Source organism: Klebsiella sp. RC2 (genome assembly GCF_014192815.1).
Classification (GTDB): domain Bacteria; phylum Pseudomonadota; class Gammaproteobacteria; order Enterobacterales; family Enterobacteriaceae; genus Klebsiella; species Klebsiella variicola.
The window spans coordinates 359,268-373,366 of sequence record NZ_JACHYL010000004.1 but is presented as its reverse complement, the minus strand read 5'-3'; the positions used below and the strand labels follow the sequence as shown (position 1 = coordinate 373,366).

Genomic DNA, 14,099 nt, shown 5'->3' with positions numbered 1-14,099 from the left:
CTCCTCATTAATTTTCTGCTAACCAGTTATCAACCCGGGAACGTACCTGTCCCACTTTGACGCCATAAATAACCTGAACTTCATTACGATTTCGTACGACGCCGTTGGCGCCGGTATTTTTTAATTGCGCGTCATCAACCCGCGCCATATCGCGCACGGCCACGCGCAGACGAGTAAAACAATTATCGACGGAGAGAATATTCTCCTTGCCCCCGAGGCCGCGGATAATGTCATCGGTGACCGACTGCGGTTGCGAGACTTTCTGGCGGTACTCTGCTTTGCTGTAAAGCTTCACGTTCTCGTCATCTTCCCGGCCCGGCGTTTTCAGATTCAGCTTCACCACCAGGGTGCGGAAAATCACGTAGTAAACGGCGAACTGGCCGATACCAATAAGGACATAGCCCGGCCAGCGCGTTAAGGAGACCGGCAGCGGCAGGTTATAGATCAGAAACTCGATCAGGCCCGATGCTCCCCAGGGACGTACGGTGAAAATGTCGCAAATGGCCTGCGAGGCGGCGGTTAACGTCGCGTGGATCACCCACAGCAGCGGCGAGACAAACAAGAAGGTGAACTCGATCGGTTCGGTGATACCGGTCAGCATCGAGGTGATGATCGCCGGCAGCAGGATCGCCTTCGCCATCACTTTCTTCTCCGGTTTCGCGGTGTGGTAGAACGCCAGCGAGGCGCCCGCCAGGCCAAAGATAGTGGTCATCCCTTGCTGCGAAAAACGTAATGCGTCGTTCATGACCGGCGTCAGGTCGGGGTGGCGCATATAGGCGAGGAAAATGGCCTGGGTCCCGGAGACCACCTGACCGTCCACGTGCAGGGTGCCCCCAATCTGGGTGAGCTGGAAGGGGGACCAGACGAAATGGTGCAGGCCGGTGGGGATAAGGAATTTTTCAAAGAAACCATAGACGAAGACCCCGGCGACCCCGGCATTTTTCATAAAACCGGTGAGGGCGGAGATGCCGTGGGTCATAAAGGGCCAAATCCAGGTAAAGGCGATGGCGTAGAAGATAACCACCGGCGTCATCGCCACCAGCGTCAGCTTGGCGCCGCCGTACATCGACAGCGCGCCAGGCAGCTCAATGGCAGAGACTTTATTGTGCACCCACGCAATCGTGCAGCCGAGAATAATGCCCAGGAAAACGCCCATATCCACCACCACAAAGCCCAGCAGCTGGGTTTGCCCGGTGCCATAATATTCACCGTTAATTTTTTCGGCGAGTCCGTGGGTGTGTTCCAGCCAGGAGTGGTTGGCGCCAAGAAACATAATGAAGCACATCACTGCAACCAGCGCGACTTCGGTTTTTTTATCCTTTGCCAGGCCATAGCTAATGCCGACGCAAAATAATAAGCCGAGGTTGCCAAATAAGGGCCAAAAGGTGTCGCCGAGCATTTGCCCAAGCTGATGTAAGAAACTGGTTTCAGCAATTAATGTCGGATTAGTTAATACTGAACTGAGGGCCAGAATTAAGCCAATGACCGGCAAGAACAATACGGCGCCGATCATGGCCCGGGAGAATTTTTGCATATTCTCCAGAATACGCTGACGTATTTCAGGCATGATTGATCCTTTTATATTTTTGTAGGTACAGGGAGCGGTTTTTTATCGACTTCCAGTAATTTGGTTATAGCAATTCTGATATTTGAAAGGAACCTGTTGCGCTAAATAGGTACAGATAGCCGCGTATTGCACACAGGTTTCAGGACTCGCACCCCAACCCCCTCCCTGAAAGGGAGAGGGAGTGGCCAGAGCGGAGTTTGTCGGAAAGCATGCCCTCTCCCCGTGGGGAGAGGGCCAGATGAGGGGGATTTTACTGCGGCGCGGCGGGGGCGGGGCTGACCTCGCCGTTGCGCATGATTTGCGCCACCTGCTGTTTCTCCATATTCACGGCGCTGAGCTGCCCGTTGACCGTCGGCTTGAGCGGGGCATCGGCCTGCACGCTGCCGCTGGCGGTCAGCTGGAGATTGCCATCCCCGCTTATCGGTAGCAACGGCCAGCCCCAGGCCTGCAGAATATTCAGCGGCACGCCGCGGCCGGTAAAGCTCAGATTGACCTGGCGCTGCGGCAGCTGGGATACCGCGGCAGTGGCCTGCAGAATGCCGCGCTCGGTGAAGGCGCTAAGCTCAGTGATATTGACCGTCGACGCTGTCGCGCTCAGCTTGAGTGACGGGCGGCGCACGTCGATCCGGTTAAAAGTCGCCGCCGCGGCGTTCAGCGTCGCGCTGCCGTTCCATACTCCCCAGCTGCCGTTTTTCACCAGCTGTAGCTCGCCGCCATAGCCATCGAGGGCGGTAATTTGCCACGGGAAGGCAGGATCCACATCGATGATCAGGTTACGGCTGGCGCTGAATTTTTTCAGCGTCAGGCTTTGCAGCCAGGCTGGCATCGGCGCCATCCACAGCTGTTTCCAGTTCGCCGGCAGCGTGTACTCCAGTCCGGCGAAGGCGGTGTCGTCGAGCACCAGCGCGTTACCAGCGCGCAGCCAGTTGCCGGAGGTGCGCACCATGCCGCCCTCCCAGCGCGAGGAGAACTGGCGCAGCGCAATACCCTGGGGAGAGAATTCAGCATTCAAAATCGGATCGAAGAAGTGCAGCGAGCCGTAGATAAATTCGCTGGCGTTCATCGACAGCGTGCCGTCCTGGCTCTGCCAGCCGCCGTGGCTGAGCGTCAGGTTGCGCAGGCTCAGGTCGAGGTCGGTTACCGCCCAGTCCGGCCCCTGCAGGCGGGCGTCGGTGATATCCAGGCGGCCAATCTGCAGAGAGGGGACCGTGGTTAACGGCGCGAAAAAGTCGGCCAGCGAGGCGGGGCTCTGCAGTCGAATCTCATTGAGCTGGAGGTTATCCACCAGCCAGCTGCCGTCGGCGCTGCGTTTCGCATTGCCGGTTAAGGTGCCGCGGGCGACATCGGCGCCGAGGGTGGAGAGGGTCACTTCGCCCTGATCAATCCTGCCCTGAATCAGAACGTTGCTGGCTTGGACGCCATTGAGCGTCATCGAGCCCGCACTCATCTGGATCTGCGCCGTTTTCCCCAGCACATTGCCCGCTTCCGGCGTCCATGGGCTGACGCCGCCGGTGACGCGCTGCGCGCTGAGCGCCCAGCCGGTTTCCGGGCTGTTGAAAGCCATATTGCGCAACATCAGCCGGTCGGCAGCGAACGGCAGGTCTGCAGAGTGGGGGGACAGATTCAGAGTGCCGTCGTTAAGGACTATCTCATCCGCATGCAGCGGATCGCTAAACTGGCGGGTGCTGAAGCCAATATCGACCGTTTTTGCCACCAGGGTGGCCGGCTTGCCTTCCCGGCCAAAGGTGACGTTTTGCAACTGCACATGAAGAGGGGAGGAGAAATCGTGTTCCATCGCATCGAAGGAGACCTGCCAGCCGGTGCCATTGCTGAGCCAGGCGCTGGCCTGGCGGGCGCCCCAGTGGGTTTGCAGCAGGAACCACGCGCCAACAATGACGAGCAGCAGAGCGACTAGCAGCCAGAGAATCAGCTTTCCAAGAAATTTCATGGTCTTCCATTCTGTGAGATGCACATCACCGTGTTATGCCCGATTTAGGCGCACTTCTCAAGGCGGGCGTGGTTTATTTCCGTGATGAGGCAGGTCGTGGAAAGCGTCCCGGCCAATGGCGCGACCGGGAGCGCGTCAGATCAGGCTTTTTCTGGCGGGAAAATTAAATTCAGAACAATCGCTGTGATACCACCGGCGGCAATTCCCGAAGAGAGCAGGTTTTTCAGCCAGTCTGGGGCGAACTGCAGGATTAACGGCTGCTGCGACACGCCGAGGCCCACTGCCAGCGACAGGGCGATAATCAGGATCGCCCGACGGTTCAGCGGCTCACGGGAGACGATGCGCACGCCGGACGCGGCAATGGTGCCGAACATCACCAGCGTGGCGCCGCCGAGCACCGGCTCAGGGATGTGCTGCACGAAGCCGCTCACCGCCGGGAACAGACCGAGGACGATCAGCATCAGGGCGACCACGAAACCGACGTAGCGGCTGGCAACGCCGGTCAGCTGGATCACGCCGTTGTTCTGGCCGAAGCAGGAGTTCGGGAAAGTGTTGAAGACCGCGGAAACAAAGGAGTTCAGGCCGTTAGCCAGCACGCCGCCTTTCAGGCGCTTCATATACAGCGGACCGGAAACCGGCTGTTCGGAGACGTCCGAGGTGGCGGTGATATCGCCGATGGTTTCCAGAGAGGTGATCATAAACACCAGCATCAGCGGCAGCAGCAGGCTCCAGTCGATGCCGAGACCATAGTAGAGCGGCGTTGGCACGGTGATGAGGCTGCTGTTGGTCGGGGCGGTATTGGCTGGCAGCATATCGAGGAACCATGCCGCCAGATAGCCCGCCGCCATGGCAATCACCAGCGAAGCAATGCGCAAATAGGGATTACGCTGGCGGTTGAGAATAATGATCAGCGCCAGCACGATGCCCGCCAACAGCAGGTTCTTCGGCGCGCCGAAGGTGTGGTCGGCCATCGCCGCGTAGCCGCCGCCGATGGAAGTCAGTCCGACCTGAATCAGCGACAGGCCGATAATCATCACCACCACGCCGGAGACCAGCGGGGTAATGATGCGGCGCGCCAGGTGCAGGACGCGGGAGAGGACCATTTCCGTGCAGCTGGCCAGCATCAGGGTGCCGAACAGGGCGGCCATCATGGTGGGGACGTCGGCGCCGCCGGTTTTCAATGCGGTACCGCCCATGATCAGCGGGGCGACAAAGTTAAAGCTGGTGCCCTGGATGGAGAGCAATCCGGAGCCGACCGGGCCCCAGGCTTTGATCTGAATAATAGAGGCGACACCGGAAGCGAACAGCGACATGCTGATGATATGTTGGGTATCTTGCGCCGGGAGACCGAGAGCCTGGCAGATTAACAGCGCTGGAGTGATCACCGCGACAAACATCGCCAGCAGGTGCTGGAAGGCGGCGAACAGGGTTTGCGGTAGCGGTGGGCGATCTTCGAGGCGGTAGATTAATTCGCTAGCTGATTTATGCGCAACCGGTTGCGCATTTTCTGACTCTGCGGTGTTAACGGACATCACAAGCAATCCCAAGGTGGCAAAGCGGGAATTTTATCGGACTGTAGACCAAAAGCAAACGTTTGCCAGCATTTGGTCATAAAAATTTATGCCGTGAATATGCGCAACGAGGTTATTAACATTTTGTATGCTAAATCGCATCATTAAGGATACAAAATATCTTTTTCTGTCATTTTTTCCGCCGTTCTGCGTAAAATCCCCTTCTGACTCCTCATGATGAGAAGCTAAAGACACCAGGAATTACGTCGCGTGTGAATGGATCATGCGCCCATAAGGAGCTTTTTATGTTTCACCTCGATACCTTATCGACGCTCGTTGCCGCAACGCTTGTGCTATTGCTCGGCAGAAAACTCGTGCAAACCGTTCCCTTCCTCAAGAAATACACCATTCCTGAACCTGTTGCCGGCGGTTTGCTGGTGGCGCTGGCGCTGCTGGTGCTGAAGAAAAGCATGGATATCGAAATTGATTTCGATATGAGTCTGAAAGACCCGCTGATGCTGGCGTTCTTCGCCACCATCGGTCTTAACGCCAACCTCGCCAGCCTGCGGGCCGGCGGCAAGGTGCTGGGCACTTTCCTGATCGTGGTGGTTGGCCTGCTGCTGCTGCAGAATGCCCTCGGTATCGGCATGGCGACGCTGCTGGGGCTGGATCCGCTGATGGGCCTGCTGGCCGGGTCGATTACCTTATCCGGCGGCCACGGCACCGGGGCGGCGTGGAGCAAGCTGTTCGTTGAACGCTACGGTTTTGCCAACGCCACCGAAGTGGCGATGGCCTGCGCGACTTTCGGCCTGGTGCTGGGCGGCCTGATCGGCGGTCCGGTGGCTCGCTACCTGGTGAAGCACTCTTCCTCTCCGGACGGCACACCGGACGATCAGGTGGCGCCAACCGCCTTTGAAAAACCGGACGTGGGGCGGGTGATCACCTCGCTGGTGCTGATCGAAAGTATCGCCCTGATCGCTATCTGTCTGACGGTGGGCAAGGTGGTTGCGCAACTGCTGGCGGGCAGCGTCTTCGAGCTGCCGACCTTCGTCTGCGTGCTGTTTATCGGCGTGATCCTTAGCAACAGCCTGGCGCTGGCGGGGTTGTACCGGGTGTTCGATCGCGCGGTATCGGTGCTGGGCAACGTCAGCCTGTCGCTGTTCCTCGCCATGGCGCTGATGAGCCTCAAGCTGTGGGAGCTGGCCTCGCTGGCGCTGCCGATGATTATTATCCTGGCGGTGCAGGCGCTGGCGATGGCGCTGTATGCGGTGTTCGTTACCTACCGGATGATGGGCAAGAATTACGATGCCGCGGTGCTGGCGGCGGGCCACTGCGGGTTTGGTCTGGGCGCAACGCCGACGGCGATTGCTAATATGCAGGCGATTACCGACCGCTTTGGCCCGTCACATATGGCCTTCCTGGTGGTGCCGATGGTGGGAGCGTTCTTTATCGACATCGTTAACGCACTGGTGATTAAGCTATACCTGCTGCTGCCAATATTTGGCTGATAAAAAACCCGGAGGCGGTGCTGCGCACCTGTCCGGGCTACAAGATCGTTCTGTTTGGGGTTTTGTAGCCCGGCTAAGGCGTTTACGCCGCAAGCCGGGAATACCTCCACAATCTTACGCTTCGTCGTGCTCTTCCCACGCTAACGCGCGTTTCACCGCTTTCTTCCAGCCGCTGTAACGATAGTTACGCTCAGTGGTTTCAATCCCCGGGCGGAATTCGCGCTCAATCACCGCTTTCTCCTGCAGCTCGTCCAGATTCTGCCAGAAACCGACCGCCAGACCCGCCAGATAGGCCGCGCCCAGCGCCGTCACTTCGCGTACTTCCGGACGCTCGACACGGGTGCCGAGGATATCGGACTGGAACTGCATCAGGAAGTTGTTAGCCACCGCGCCGCCGTCCACGCGCAGGGCGTGCAGACGAATGCCAGAGTCTGCCTGCATCGCCTCCAGCACATCGCGGGTCTGATAGGCGATGGACTCCAGCGTCGCACGGATAATGTGGTTGGAGTTCACGCCGCGGGTGAGGCCGAAAATCGCGCCGCGGGCATACGGGTCCCAGTATGGTGCGCCAAGACCAGTGAACGCGGGTACCACGTATACGCCGTTGGTATCCTTCACTTTGGTGGCGAAGTACTCGGAATCGAAGGCATCGCTGATGAGCTTCATCTCGTCACGCAGCCACTGAATGGACGCGCCGGCCATAAACACCGCCCCTTCCAGCGCGTAGTTCACCTCGCCGCGCGGGCCGCAGGCGATGGTGGTCAGCAGACCGTGGGTGGAGGTGACCGCTTTTTCACCGGTGTTCATCAGCATAAAGCAGCCGGTGCCATAGGTGTTTTTCGCCATCCCTTCTTTGACGCACAGCTGGCCGAACAGGGCCGCCTGCTGGTCACCGGCGATCCCGGCGATAGGGATACGGGTCCCGCCTTTACCACCGATGTTGGTCTGGCCGTACACTTCGGATGACTTACGCACTTCCGGCAGCATGGCGCGCGGAATGTCCAGCGCGTCGAGCATTTTGTCGTCCCAGTCCAGCTCGTGGATGTTGAACAGCATGGTACGTGAGGCGTTGGTGTAGTCGGTAACGTGCACGCGGCCCTGGGTCATCTTCCAGATAAGCCAGGTGTCAACGGTACCGAACAGCAGCTCGCCGCGTTTCGCACGTTCACGGGAACCTTCGACATGGTCGAGGATCCATTTTACCTTGGTGCCGGAGAAGTAGGGGTCCACCACCAGGCCTGTGGCCTTGCGGATATACTCTTCCATCCCGTCACGCTTGAGCTGCTCGCAGATCTCCGCGGTACGGCGGCACTGCCAGACGATGGCGTTGTAGATGGGTTTACCGGTCTCACGCTCCCACACCACCACGGTCTCACGTTGGTTGGTGATGCCGATGGCCGCGATCTGATCGGAGTTGATATCCGCTTTGGCCAGCGCTTCGACCAGCGTCGAGCTTTGGGAAGCCCAGATTTCCATCGGGTCATGTTCGACCCAGCCTGGCTTAGGATAAATTTGTTCAAATTCTCGCTGGGAGACGCTGACGATATTGGCATCATGATCCATCACAACGGCCCGGGAGCTGGTAGTGCCCTGGTCAAGCGCAACGATATATTTTTTGTCGGTCATAGTCGGTGTCCCGTAGTCAGATTACAGCGAAGCTTTATGTTGAGTGGTGGAAGAGGAGGGGCTCTGTTGCTCTTCATCCACGCAGGTGTCGCAAGGCAGGTGACGGCCAATCAGCTTACGATAGCTGAATGCGCCCAGCGCCGCGCCGACCACCGGTGCGCACAGCGGCACCAGGAAATAAGGAATATCTTTGCCGCCGGTGAAGGCGACGTCGCCCCAGCCGGCCAGCCAGGCGAAAGCTTTCGGGCCGATATCACGCGCCGGGTTCATGGCGAAGCCGGTCAGCGGTCCCATGGAGGCGCCAATCACCGCAATCAGCAGGCCGATCAGCAGCGGAGCAAGCGGGCCGCGCGGCACGCCGTTGCCATCGTCGGTCAGCGCCAGGATGACGCCCATCAGGATAGCGGTAATCACCATCTCTACCGCGAAGGCCTGCACAAAATTGATATGCGGGTTCGGATAGGTGGAGAAGGTGCCGGCCAGATCGAGGCTTTCTACGCTGCCGCGGACCATATGGTGGGTGGTTTCATAATCGAGGAAAAGATTGTAGTAAAGCCCGTAAACTAATGCCGCAGCGCAAAAGGCGCCAGCGAATTGCGAAATGATAAAAGGGACCACTTTGCGGCCATCGAAGCAGGCGAACAGCCAGAGTGCGATAGTTACCGCAGGGTTAAGGTGCGCACCGGAGACCCCAGCGGTCAGGTAGATCGCCATGGCGACGCCCAGACCCCAGATGATGCTGATTTCCCATTGCCCGAAGCTGGCTCCCGCGACCTTGAGCGCAGCCACGCACCCAACGCCGAAAAAGATCAACAACCCGGTACCGAGGAACTCTGCGATGCACTGGCCTTTTAAGGTTGATGTTTGGCTCATAATCGAATCCTGAAGCGTGGTGATGATTATTGTATGTAGGGTGGTCACAGACGACCATATTGCCATGTAGGCATAGTGTTAATTTATCGTTAACGAGCAAAAACGAGAAATATCGAACTTCAAATGTGTGTACCGCGTCAAGAAAATGAGCGTTTTCGCGCCATCCGCGCGCATTGAGACCGGTGCCGGAGCGTTTCACCTCGCATTTTGTTAACCATAAAATTAACAATGACCCATGAAGTACGAGCGAACTGCGCTGAAAGCACCAGGTAAAGACTGAAAAGTGTTGCAAACCGCAATCTGCGCGGCTTGCCGCTGGACAGGGGCGGCGGGGATTCATACAATCGACGATAACACCGCTATGTGCGCTAATTTTCGTTAAGGCGGGACCGCGTATACGAAACACGAGTTTCTATCAACGCCTTGCAAGTTCAGGAGAGGTATGACGATGTCATTAGAAGTGTTTGAGAAATTAGAATCTAAAGTTCAGCAGGCGATTGATACCATCACTCTGTTGCAGATGGAAATCGAAGAGCTGAAAGAAAAGAACAACACCCTGGTTCAGGAAGTTCAGAGCGCGCAGCATGGTCGTGAAGAGCTGGAGCGCGAAAACAGCCAGCTGAAAGAGCAACAGCAGGGCTGGCAGGATCGCCTGCAGGCGCTGCTGGGCCGTATGGAAGAAGTCTAATCGCTTCGCGCCCTCTCCCGCCCGGGAGGGGGCAATCCTTATTCACCTCTTTATATCCACAAGTTATAGCCAATCTTTTTTTATTCTTTAATCATTGAATCGCTTTCTGGCACGCTTAGCCCATCACAACACACATAAAGAGAGCGGTGCGATGAATAAGTGGGGCGTAGGGTTAACTCTGTTGCTGGCATCCGCCAGCGTTCTGGCAAAAGACATTCAGCTTTTAAACGTTTCTTATGATCCAACGCGCGAGCTGTACGAACAGTACAACAAAGCGTTTAGCGCGCACTGGAAGCAGGAGACCGGCGATAACGTGGTGATCCGCCAGTCGCACGGTGGTTCTGGCAAACAGGCGACCTCAGTGATTAACGGTATTGAAGCGGATGTGGTCACACTGGCGCTGGCCTACGACGTAGACGCCATTGCTGAACGCGGCCGTATCGATAAAAACTGGCTGAAACGCCTGCCGGATAACTCCGCACCGTATACCTCAACCATCGTGTTCCTCGTCCGCAAGGGCAACCCGAAACAGATCCATGACTGGAACGACCTGATCAAACCGGGCGTGTCGGTCATTACCCCGAACCCGAAAAGCTCCGGCGGCGCCCGCTGGAACTATCTGGCAGCCTGGGGCTATGCTCTGCATCAGAATCACGGCGACCAGGCCAAAGCCCAGGAATTCGTCAAGGCGCTGTATAAAAACGTGGAAGTGCTGGACTCCGGCGCGCGTGGTTCGACCAATACCTTCGTAGAACGCGGCATCGGCGATGTGCTGATTGCCTGGGAAAACGAAGCGCTGCTGGCGACCAACGAACTGGGCAAAGACAAGTTTGAAATCGTGACCCCGAGTGAGTCGATTCTGGCTGAGCCGACCGTCTCTGTGGTCGACAAAGTGGTGGATAAAAAAGGCACGCGCCAGGTGGCGGAAGCGTACCTGAAGTATCTCTACTCGCCGGAAGGCCAGGAGATTGCGGCGAAGAACTTCTACCGCCCGCGCGATCCGAATGTGGCGAAGAAATATGCTAACGAGTTCCCGAAACTGAAGCTGTTTACTATCGATCAGGAGTTCGGCGGCTGGACGAAAGCGCAGAAAGAGCACTTCTCCAACGGCGGCACCTTCGACCAGATTAGCCAGCGTTAATCCTCTTGTCCCTGCTTGCGCTACGCTTAGCAGGGCTACAGTTCTGCTTCGTCTGGTAGCCCGGGTAAGGCGTCAGCCGCCACCCGGGATAACGCCCCACCCGCCATCTGTTTTCATTTAGTCATCAAATTACGTTACTCTTCCGCTTCAGGCTTAACAGGGAATGAAAATGAGAAGAGTAAGATACTTTTTGCTGGCGTTGCTGGTGGCGATCCTCGCGGCGCTGGCGGGCGGCTACTACTGGCTGCACTCCGGCAACCCGGACGCATTACGCAAGATTGTCCTGCAGCAGTGCGTACCCCATCAGCAACAGCAGCAAAACCCGTCGCCGTGCGCGGAAGTGAACCTCAAGGGCGGCTATGTGCTGTTTAAAGACCGTAACGGCCCGCTGCAGTATTTGCTGATGCCGACCTACCGCATTAACGGCACCGAAAGCCCGCTGCTGCTGGACCCGTTGACGCCGAACTTCTTCTGGCAGGCCTGGCAGGGACGAGAAATCATGAGTCAGCGTCACGGCGCGCCGGTTCCCGATAACGCGATATCGCTGGCGATTAACTCGCGCAGCGGACGCACGCAAAACCATTTCCATATTCATATCTCCTGCCTGCGCCCCGATGTGCGCGCGCAGTTAGATAAGGATGCGGCGGCGGTCAGCAGCCGCTGGCTGCCGCTGCCGGGCGGGCTTCAGGGCCATGAATACCTGGCGCGCCGGGTGACGGAGGCCGAACTGGCCCAGCGCAGCCCGTTCCTGATGCTGGCGGAAGAGGTGCCGGAGGCGCGTGAACATATGGGACGCTTCGCGCTGGCGATGGCGCAGCAGAGCGACGGCTCGCTGGTGCTGCTGGCGACGGAGCGTAACCTGCTGACCCTGAACCGGGCTTCAGCGGAAGAAATTCAGGATCATCGTTGCGCCATCCTTAACGCAAACCACTAGTTCTGGCGTTTACCTGTCTTACCTGTCGTCGTATTCTTGCTGAAAAAAACGACAGGAGACAGGCATGTCGCTCTGGCTTACCCACCCGCTGTTCCTTCCTTCATTGATTGTCGGCGTCACCATTGTGCTCTGGGCGACGTCGCTGCTGCCGGAATTTATCACCGCGCTGCTGTTCTTCGCGGCGGCGATGATGGCCAAAATCGCTCCGCCGGAGGTGATCTTCGGCGGCTTTGCCTCCTCGGCGTTCTGGCTGGTGTTCAGCGGCTTTGTGCTCGGTATCGCGATCCGTAAAACCGGGCTGGCAGACCGGGCGGCGCAGGCGCTGTCTGCGCGGCTCACTGACTCCTGGCCGCGGATGGTCGGCAGCGTGGTGTTGCTGAGCTACGCGCTGGCGTTTGTCATGCCTTCCAACATGGGACGTATCGCGCTGCTGATGCCGATCGTGGCGGCGATGGCCCGCCGCGCGGGCATTGTCGATGGCAGCCGCGGCTGGTTCGGCCTGGCGCTGGCGGTGGGGTTCGGCACCTTTCAGCTTTCGGCGACGATTTTGCCCGCTAACGTGCCAAATCTGGTGATGAGCGGCGCGGCGGAAGGCTCGTACGGTATCCATCTGAATTATGTTCCCTATTTGCTGCTGCATACGCCGGTGCTTGGCTGGCTGAAAGGGGCGGTGCTGGTGGCGCTGATTTGCTGGCTGTTTCCCGGCAAGCCGCATCCACCGCGTGACCTGGCACCGCTGCCGCCGATGAGCCGCGACGAGAAACGTCTGGCGTGGCTGCTGGCGGTCGTCCTCACGCTATGGGTGACGGAGAGCTGGCACGGCGTCGGCCCGGCGTGGACCGGCCTGGCGGCGGCAGTGGTCACGTTGCTGCCGCGGGTGGGCTTTATCAACGGTGAGGAGTTTGCCAGCGGGGTGAATATGCGTACCTGTATTTACGTCGCCGGGATTCTGGGACTGGCGATCGCCGTTACCCAAACCGGAATTGGCGGTGCGGTGGGCAATGCGCTGCTGCAGGTGATGCCGCTGGATAAAGACAATCCGTTCACCAGCTTCCTCGCCCTGACCGGGATAACCAGCGCGCTGAACTTTATTATGACCGCCAACGGCGTGCCGGCGCTGTATACCACTTTTGCGCAGAGCTTTGCCGACGCGACCGGCTTTCCGCTGCTCAGCGTGATCATGATTCAGGTGCTGGGGTATTCCACGCCGCTGCTGCCCTATCAGGCGTCGCCGATCGTGGTGGCGATGGGGTTAGGCAAGGTCCCGGCGAGGGCGGGGATGCAACTGTGTCTGGTGCTGGCGGCGGTGAGTTATCTGATTTTACTGCCGCTGGACTACGCGTGGTATCAGCTGTTGGGGAAACTGTAACGGCAAAAGAAAGCCCGGCTTGCGCTGTGCTAAGCCGGGCTCCCACGTTTTGTCAGTCACCCCGGTCGCGTTTCGCCACCGGGAAAAGCGAATTACGCTTTTTTCGCTGCTTCTGCTGCTTTAACGATCACCGCGAAAGCGTCAGCTTTCAGGGAGGCGCCGCCAACCAGCGCGCCGTCGATGTCCGGCTGGGTGAACAGCTCTGCTGCGTTGCCAGCGTTAACGGAACCACCGTACTGGATGATCACTTGCTCAGCGATTTTCGCGTCAGCTTTAGCAATGTGGTCACGGATGAATTTGTGCACCGCCTGAGCCTGAGCCGGGGTCGCGGATTTGCCGGTACCGATAGCCCATACCGGTTCGTAAGCGATAACCACGCCTTCGAAAGCGGCAGCGCCCTGCGTTTTCAGCACGGCGTCGATCTGACGTGCGCAAACTTCTTCGGTTTTGCCCGCTTCGTTTTCGGCTTCGGTTTCACCGATGCACAGTACCGGGGTCAGACCCTGCTCTTTCAGCACAGCGAATTTCTTCGCGATCAGCTCGTCGGATTCTTTGTGGTAGGTACGACGCTCGGAGTGGCCGATGATGATGTACTGTGCGCCGATATCTTTCAGCATTTCGGCGGAGGTTTCACCGGTGAATGCGCCGGACAGGTTCACGTCAACGTTCTGCGCGCCCAGGTGAATGTGGCTGCCTTCTGCCGCACGTTTAGCCAGGTCCAGATACATTTCCGGCGGGGCGATGGCAACTGCACAGCCGCTTACGCCAGCCAGTTCGGTACGCAGGTTCGCAACCAGTTCGTTTACCATGTGGCGGCTGCCGTTCAGTTTCCAGTTACCCATCACTAAAGGATGTCGCATTTTAATTCTCCACGCTACTTAAGCGAATTAAGGAATATAGCCGCCCCAGAGGGCAGCATGGTCTGTGAAACAGT

At 58.2% G+C, this 14,099-nt stretch carries 11 protein-coding genes; 5 read left to right on the top strand and 6 right to left on the bottom strand.

The genetic code is table 11. The annotated features are described in order from the left end of the window. Window positions 1-7: 7 nt before the first annotated feature. The 3 genes from FHW76_RS15370 to FHW76_RS15360 form a co-directional block, all read right to left on the bottom strand. Window positions 8-1,567: a PTS transporter subunit EIIC gene (locus FHW76_RS15370; RefSeq protein ID WP_023298351.1), complete on the bottom strand. Its 1,560-nt coding sequence runs from the start codon at window positions 1,565-1,567 to the stop codon at window positions 8-10. Between the two features lie 250 nt (window positions 1,568-1,817). After that, complete coding sequence (locus FHW76_RS15365) at window positions 1,818-3,515, bottom strand: AsmA family protein (RefSeq protein WP_080930160.1); 1,698 nt, start codon at window positions 3,513-3,515, stop codon at window positions 1,818-1,820. A 140-nt stretch (window positions 3,516-3,655) separates the two neighbouring features. Further along, window positions 3,656-5,047: an NCS2 family protein gene (locus FHW76_RS15360; RefSeq protein WP_008806808.1), complete on the bottom strand. Its 1,392-nt coding sequence runs from the start codon at window positions 5,045-5,047 to the stop codon at window positions 3,656-3,658. Window positions 5,048-5,331: 284 nt separating this feature from the next. Between FHW76_RS15360 and gltS the strand changes: the two genes are divergently transcribed. Continuing rightward, window positions 5,332-6,534: a sodium/glutamate symporter gene (gene gltS / locus FHW76_RS15355; RefSeq protein ID WP_012967046.1), complete on the top strand. Its 1,203-nt coding sequence runs from the start codon at window positions 5,332-5,334 to the stop codon at window positions 6,532-6,534. Between the two features lie 114 nt (window positions 6,535-6,648). On the opposite strand, the gene glpK is transcribed toward gltS, so the two are convergent. Beyond that, window positions 6,649-8,160, bottom strand: coding sequence for a glycerol kinase GlpK (gene glpK, locus FHW76_RS15350; protein WP_008806810.1), 1,512 nt, complete (start codon window positions 8,158-8,160; stop codon window positions 6,649-6,651). Between the two features lie 21 nt (window positions 8,161-8,181). Further along, window positions 8,182-9,033 carry an MIP/aquaporin family protein gene (locus FHW76_RS15345; protein ID WP_183476814.1) on the bottom strand — a complete coding sequence of 284 codons (852 nt, stop codon included), beginning with the start codon at window positions 9,031-9,033 and terminating at the stop codon, window positions 8,182-8,184. Between the two features lie 442 nt (window positions 9,034-9,475). Between FHW76_RS15345 and zapB the strand changes: the two genes are divergently transcribed. The 4 genes from zapB to FHW76_RS15325 all read left to right on the top strand — a co-directional run bounded on the left by zapB (window position 9,476) and on the right by FHW76_RS15325 (window position 13,165). Next, complete coding sequence (gene zapB, locus FHW76_RS15340) at window positions 9,476-9,721, top strand: septal ring assembly protein ZapB (RefSeq protein WP_008806812.1); 246 nt, start codon at window positions 9,476-9,478, stop codon at window positions 9,719-9,721. 151 nt (window positions 9,722-9,872) lie between these two features. Then, entirely contained in the window at window positions 9,873-10,862 is a 990-nt protein-coding gene (locus FHW76_RS15335; RefSeq protein WP_002922936.1) for a sulfate ABC transporter substrate-binding protein, read from the top strand. Between the two features lie 163 nt (window positions 10,863-11,025). Next, window positions 11,026-11,796, top strand: a complete 771-nt coding sequence (locus FHW76_RS15330; protein ID WP_162493227.1) for a CDP-diacylglycerol diphosphatase — start codon at window positions 11,026-11,028, stop codon at window positions 11,794-11,796. Between the two features lie 64 nt (window positions 11,797-11,860). Then, window positions 11,861-13,165, top strand: a complete 1,305-nt coding sequence (locus FHW76_RS15325; RefSeq protein ID WP_016161971.1) for an SLC13 family permease — start codon at window positions 11,861-11,863, stop codon at window positions 13,163-13,165. 92 nt (window positions 13,166-13,257) lie between these two features. Here the strand turns inward: FHW76_RS15325 and tpiA are convergent, their stop codons facing one another. Then, window positions 13,258-14,025: a triose-phosphate isomerase gene (gene tpiA, locus FHW76_RS15320; RefSeq protein ID WP_002922909.1), complete on the bottom strand. Its 768-nt coding sequence runs from the start codon at window positions 14,023-14,025 to the stop codon at window positions 13,258-13,260. Window positions 14,026-14,099: the final 74 nt, after the last annotated feature.

What these genes read in the sequence shown, in the direction of transcription:
- FHW76_RS15335 (WP_002922936.1), top strand. Translation starts at nt 9,873, where the DNA reads ATGAATAAGTGGGGCGTAGGGTTAACTCTGTTGCTGGCATCCGCCAGC.
- FHW76_RS15365 (WP_080930160.1), bottom strand. Translation starts at nt 3,515, where the DNA reads ATGAAATTTCTTGGAAAGCTGATTCTCTGGCTGCTAGTCGCTCTGCTG.
- FHW76_RS15330 (WP_162493227.1), top strand. Translation starts at nt 11,026, where the DNA reads ATGAAAATGAGAAGAGTAAGATACTTTTTGCTGGCGTTGCTGGTGGCG.
- gltS (WP_012967046.1), top strand. Translation starts at nt 5,332, where the DNA reads ATGTTTCACCTCGATACCTTATCGACGCTCGTTGCCGCAACGCTTGTG.
- zapB (WP_008806812.1), top strand. Translation starts at nt 9,476, where the DNA reads ATGACGATGTCATTAGAAGTGTTTGAGAAATTAGAATCTAAAGTTCAG.
- glpK (WP_008806810.1), bottom strand. Translation starts at nt 8,160, where the DNA reads ATGACCGACAAAAAATATATCGTTGCGCTTGACCAGGGCACTACCAGC.
- FHW76_RS15325 (WP_016161971.1), top strand. Translation starts at nt 11,861, where the DNA reads ATGTCGCTCTGGCTTACCCACCCGCTGTTCCTTCCTTCATTGATTGTC.
- FHW76_RS15370 (WP_023298351.1), bottom strand. Translation starts at nt 1,567, where the DNA reads ATGCCTGAAATACGTCAGCGTATTCTGGAGAATATGCAAAAATTCTCC.
- tpiA (WP_002922909.1), bottom strand. Translation starts at nt 14,025, where the DNA reads ATGCGACATCCTTTAGTGATGGGTAACTGGAAACTGAACGGCAGCCGC.
- FHW76_RS15360 (WP_008806808.1), bottom strand. Translation starts at nt 5,047, where the DNA reads ATGTCCGTTAACACCGCAGAGTCAGAAAATGCGCAACCGGTTGCGCAT.
- FHW76_RS15345 (WP_183476814.1), bottom strand. Translation starts at nt 9,033, where the DNA reads ATGAGCCAAACATCAACCTTAAAAGGCCAGTGCATCGCAGAGTTCCTC.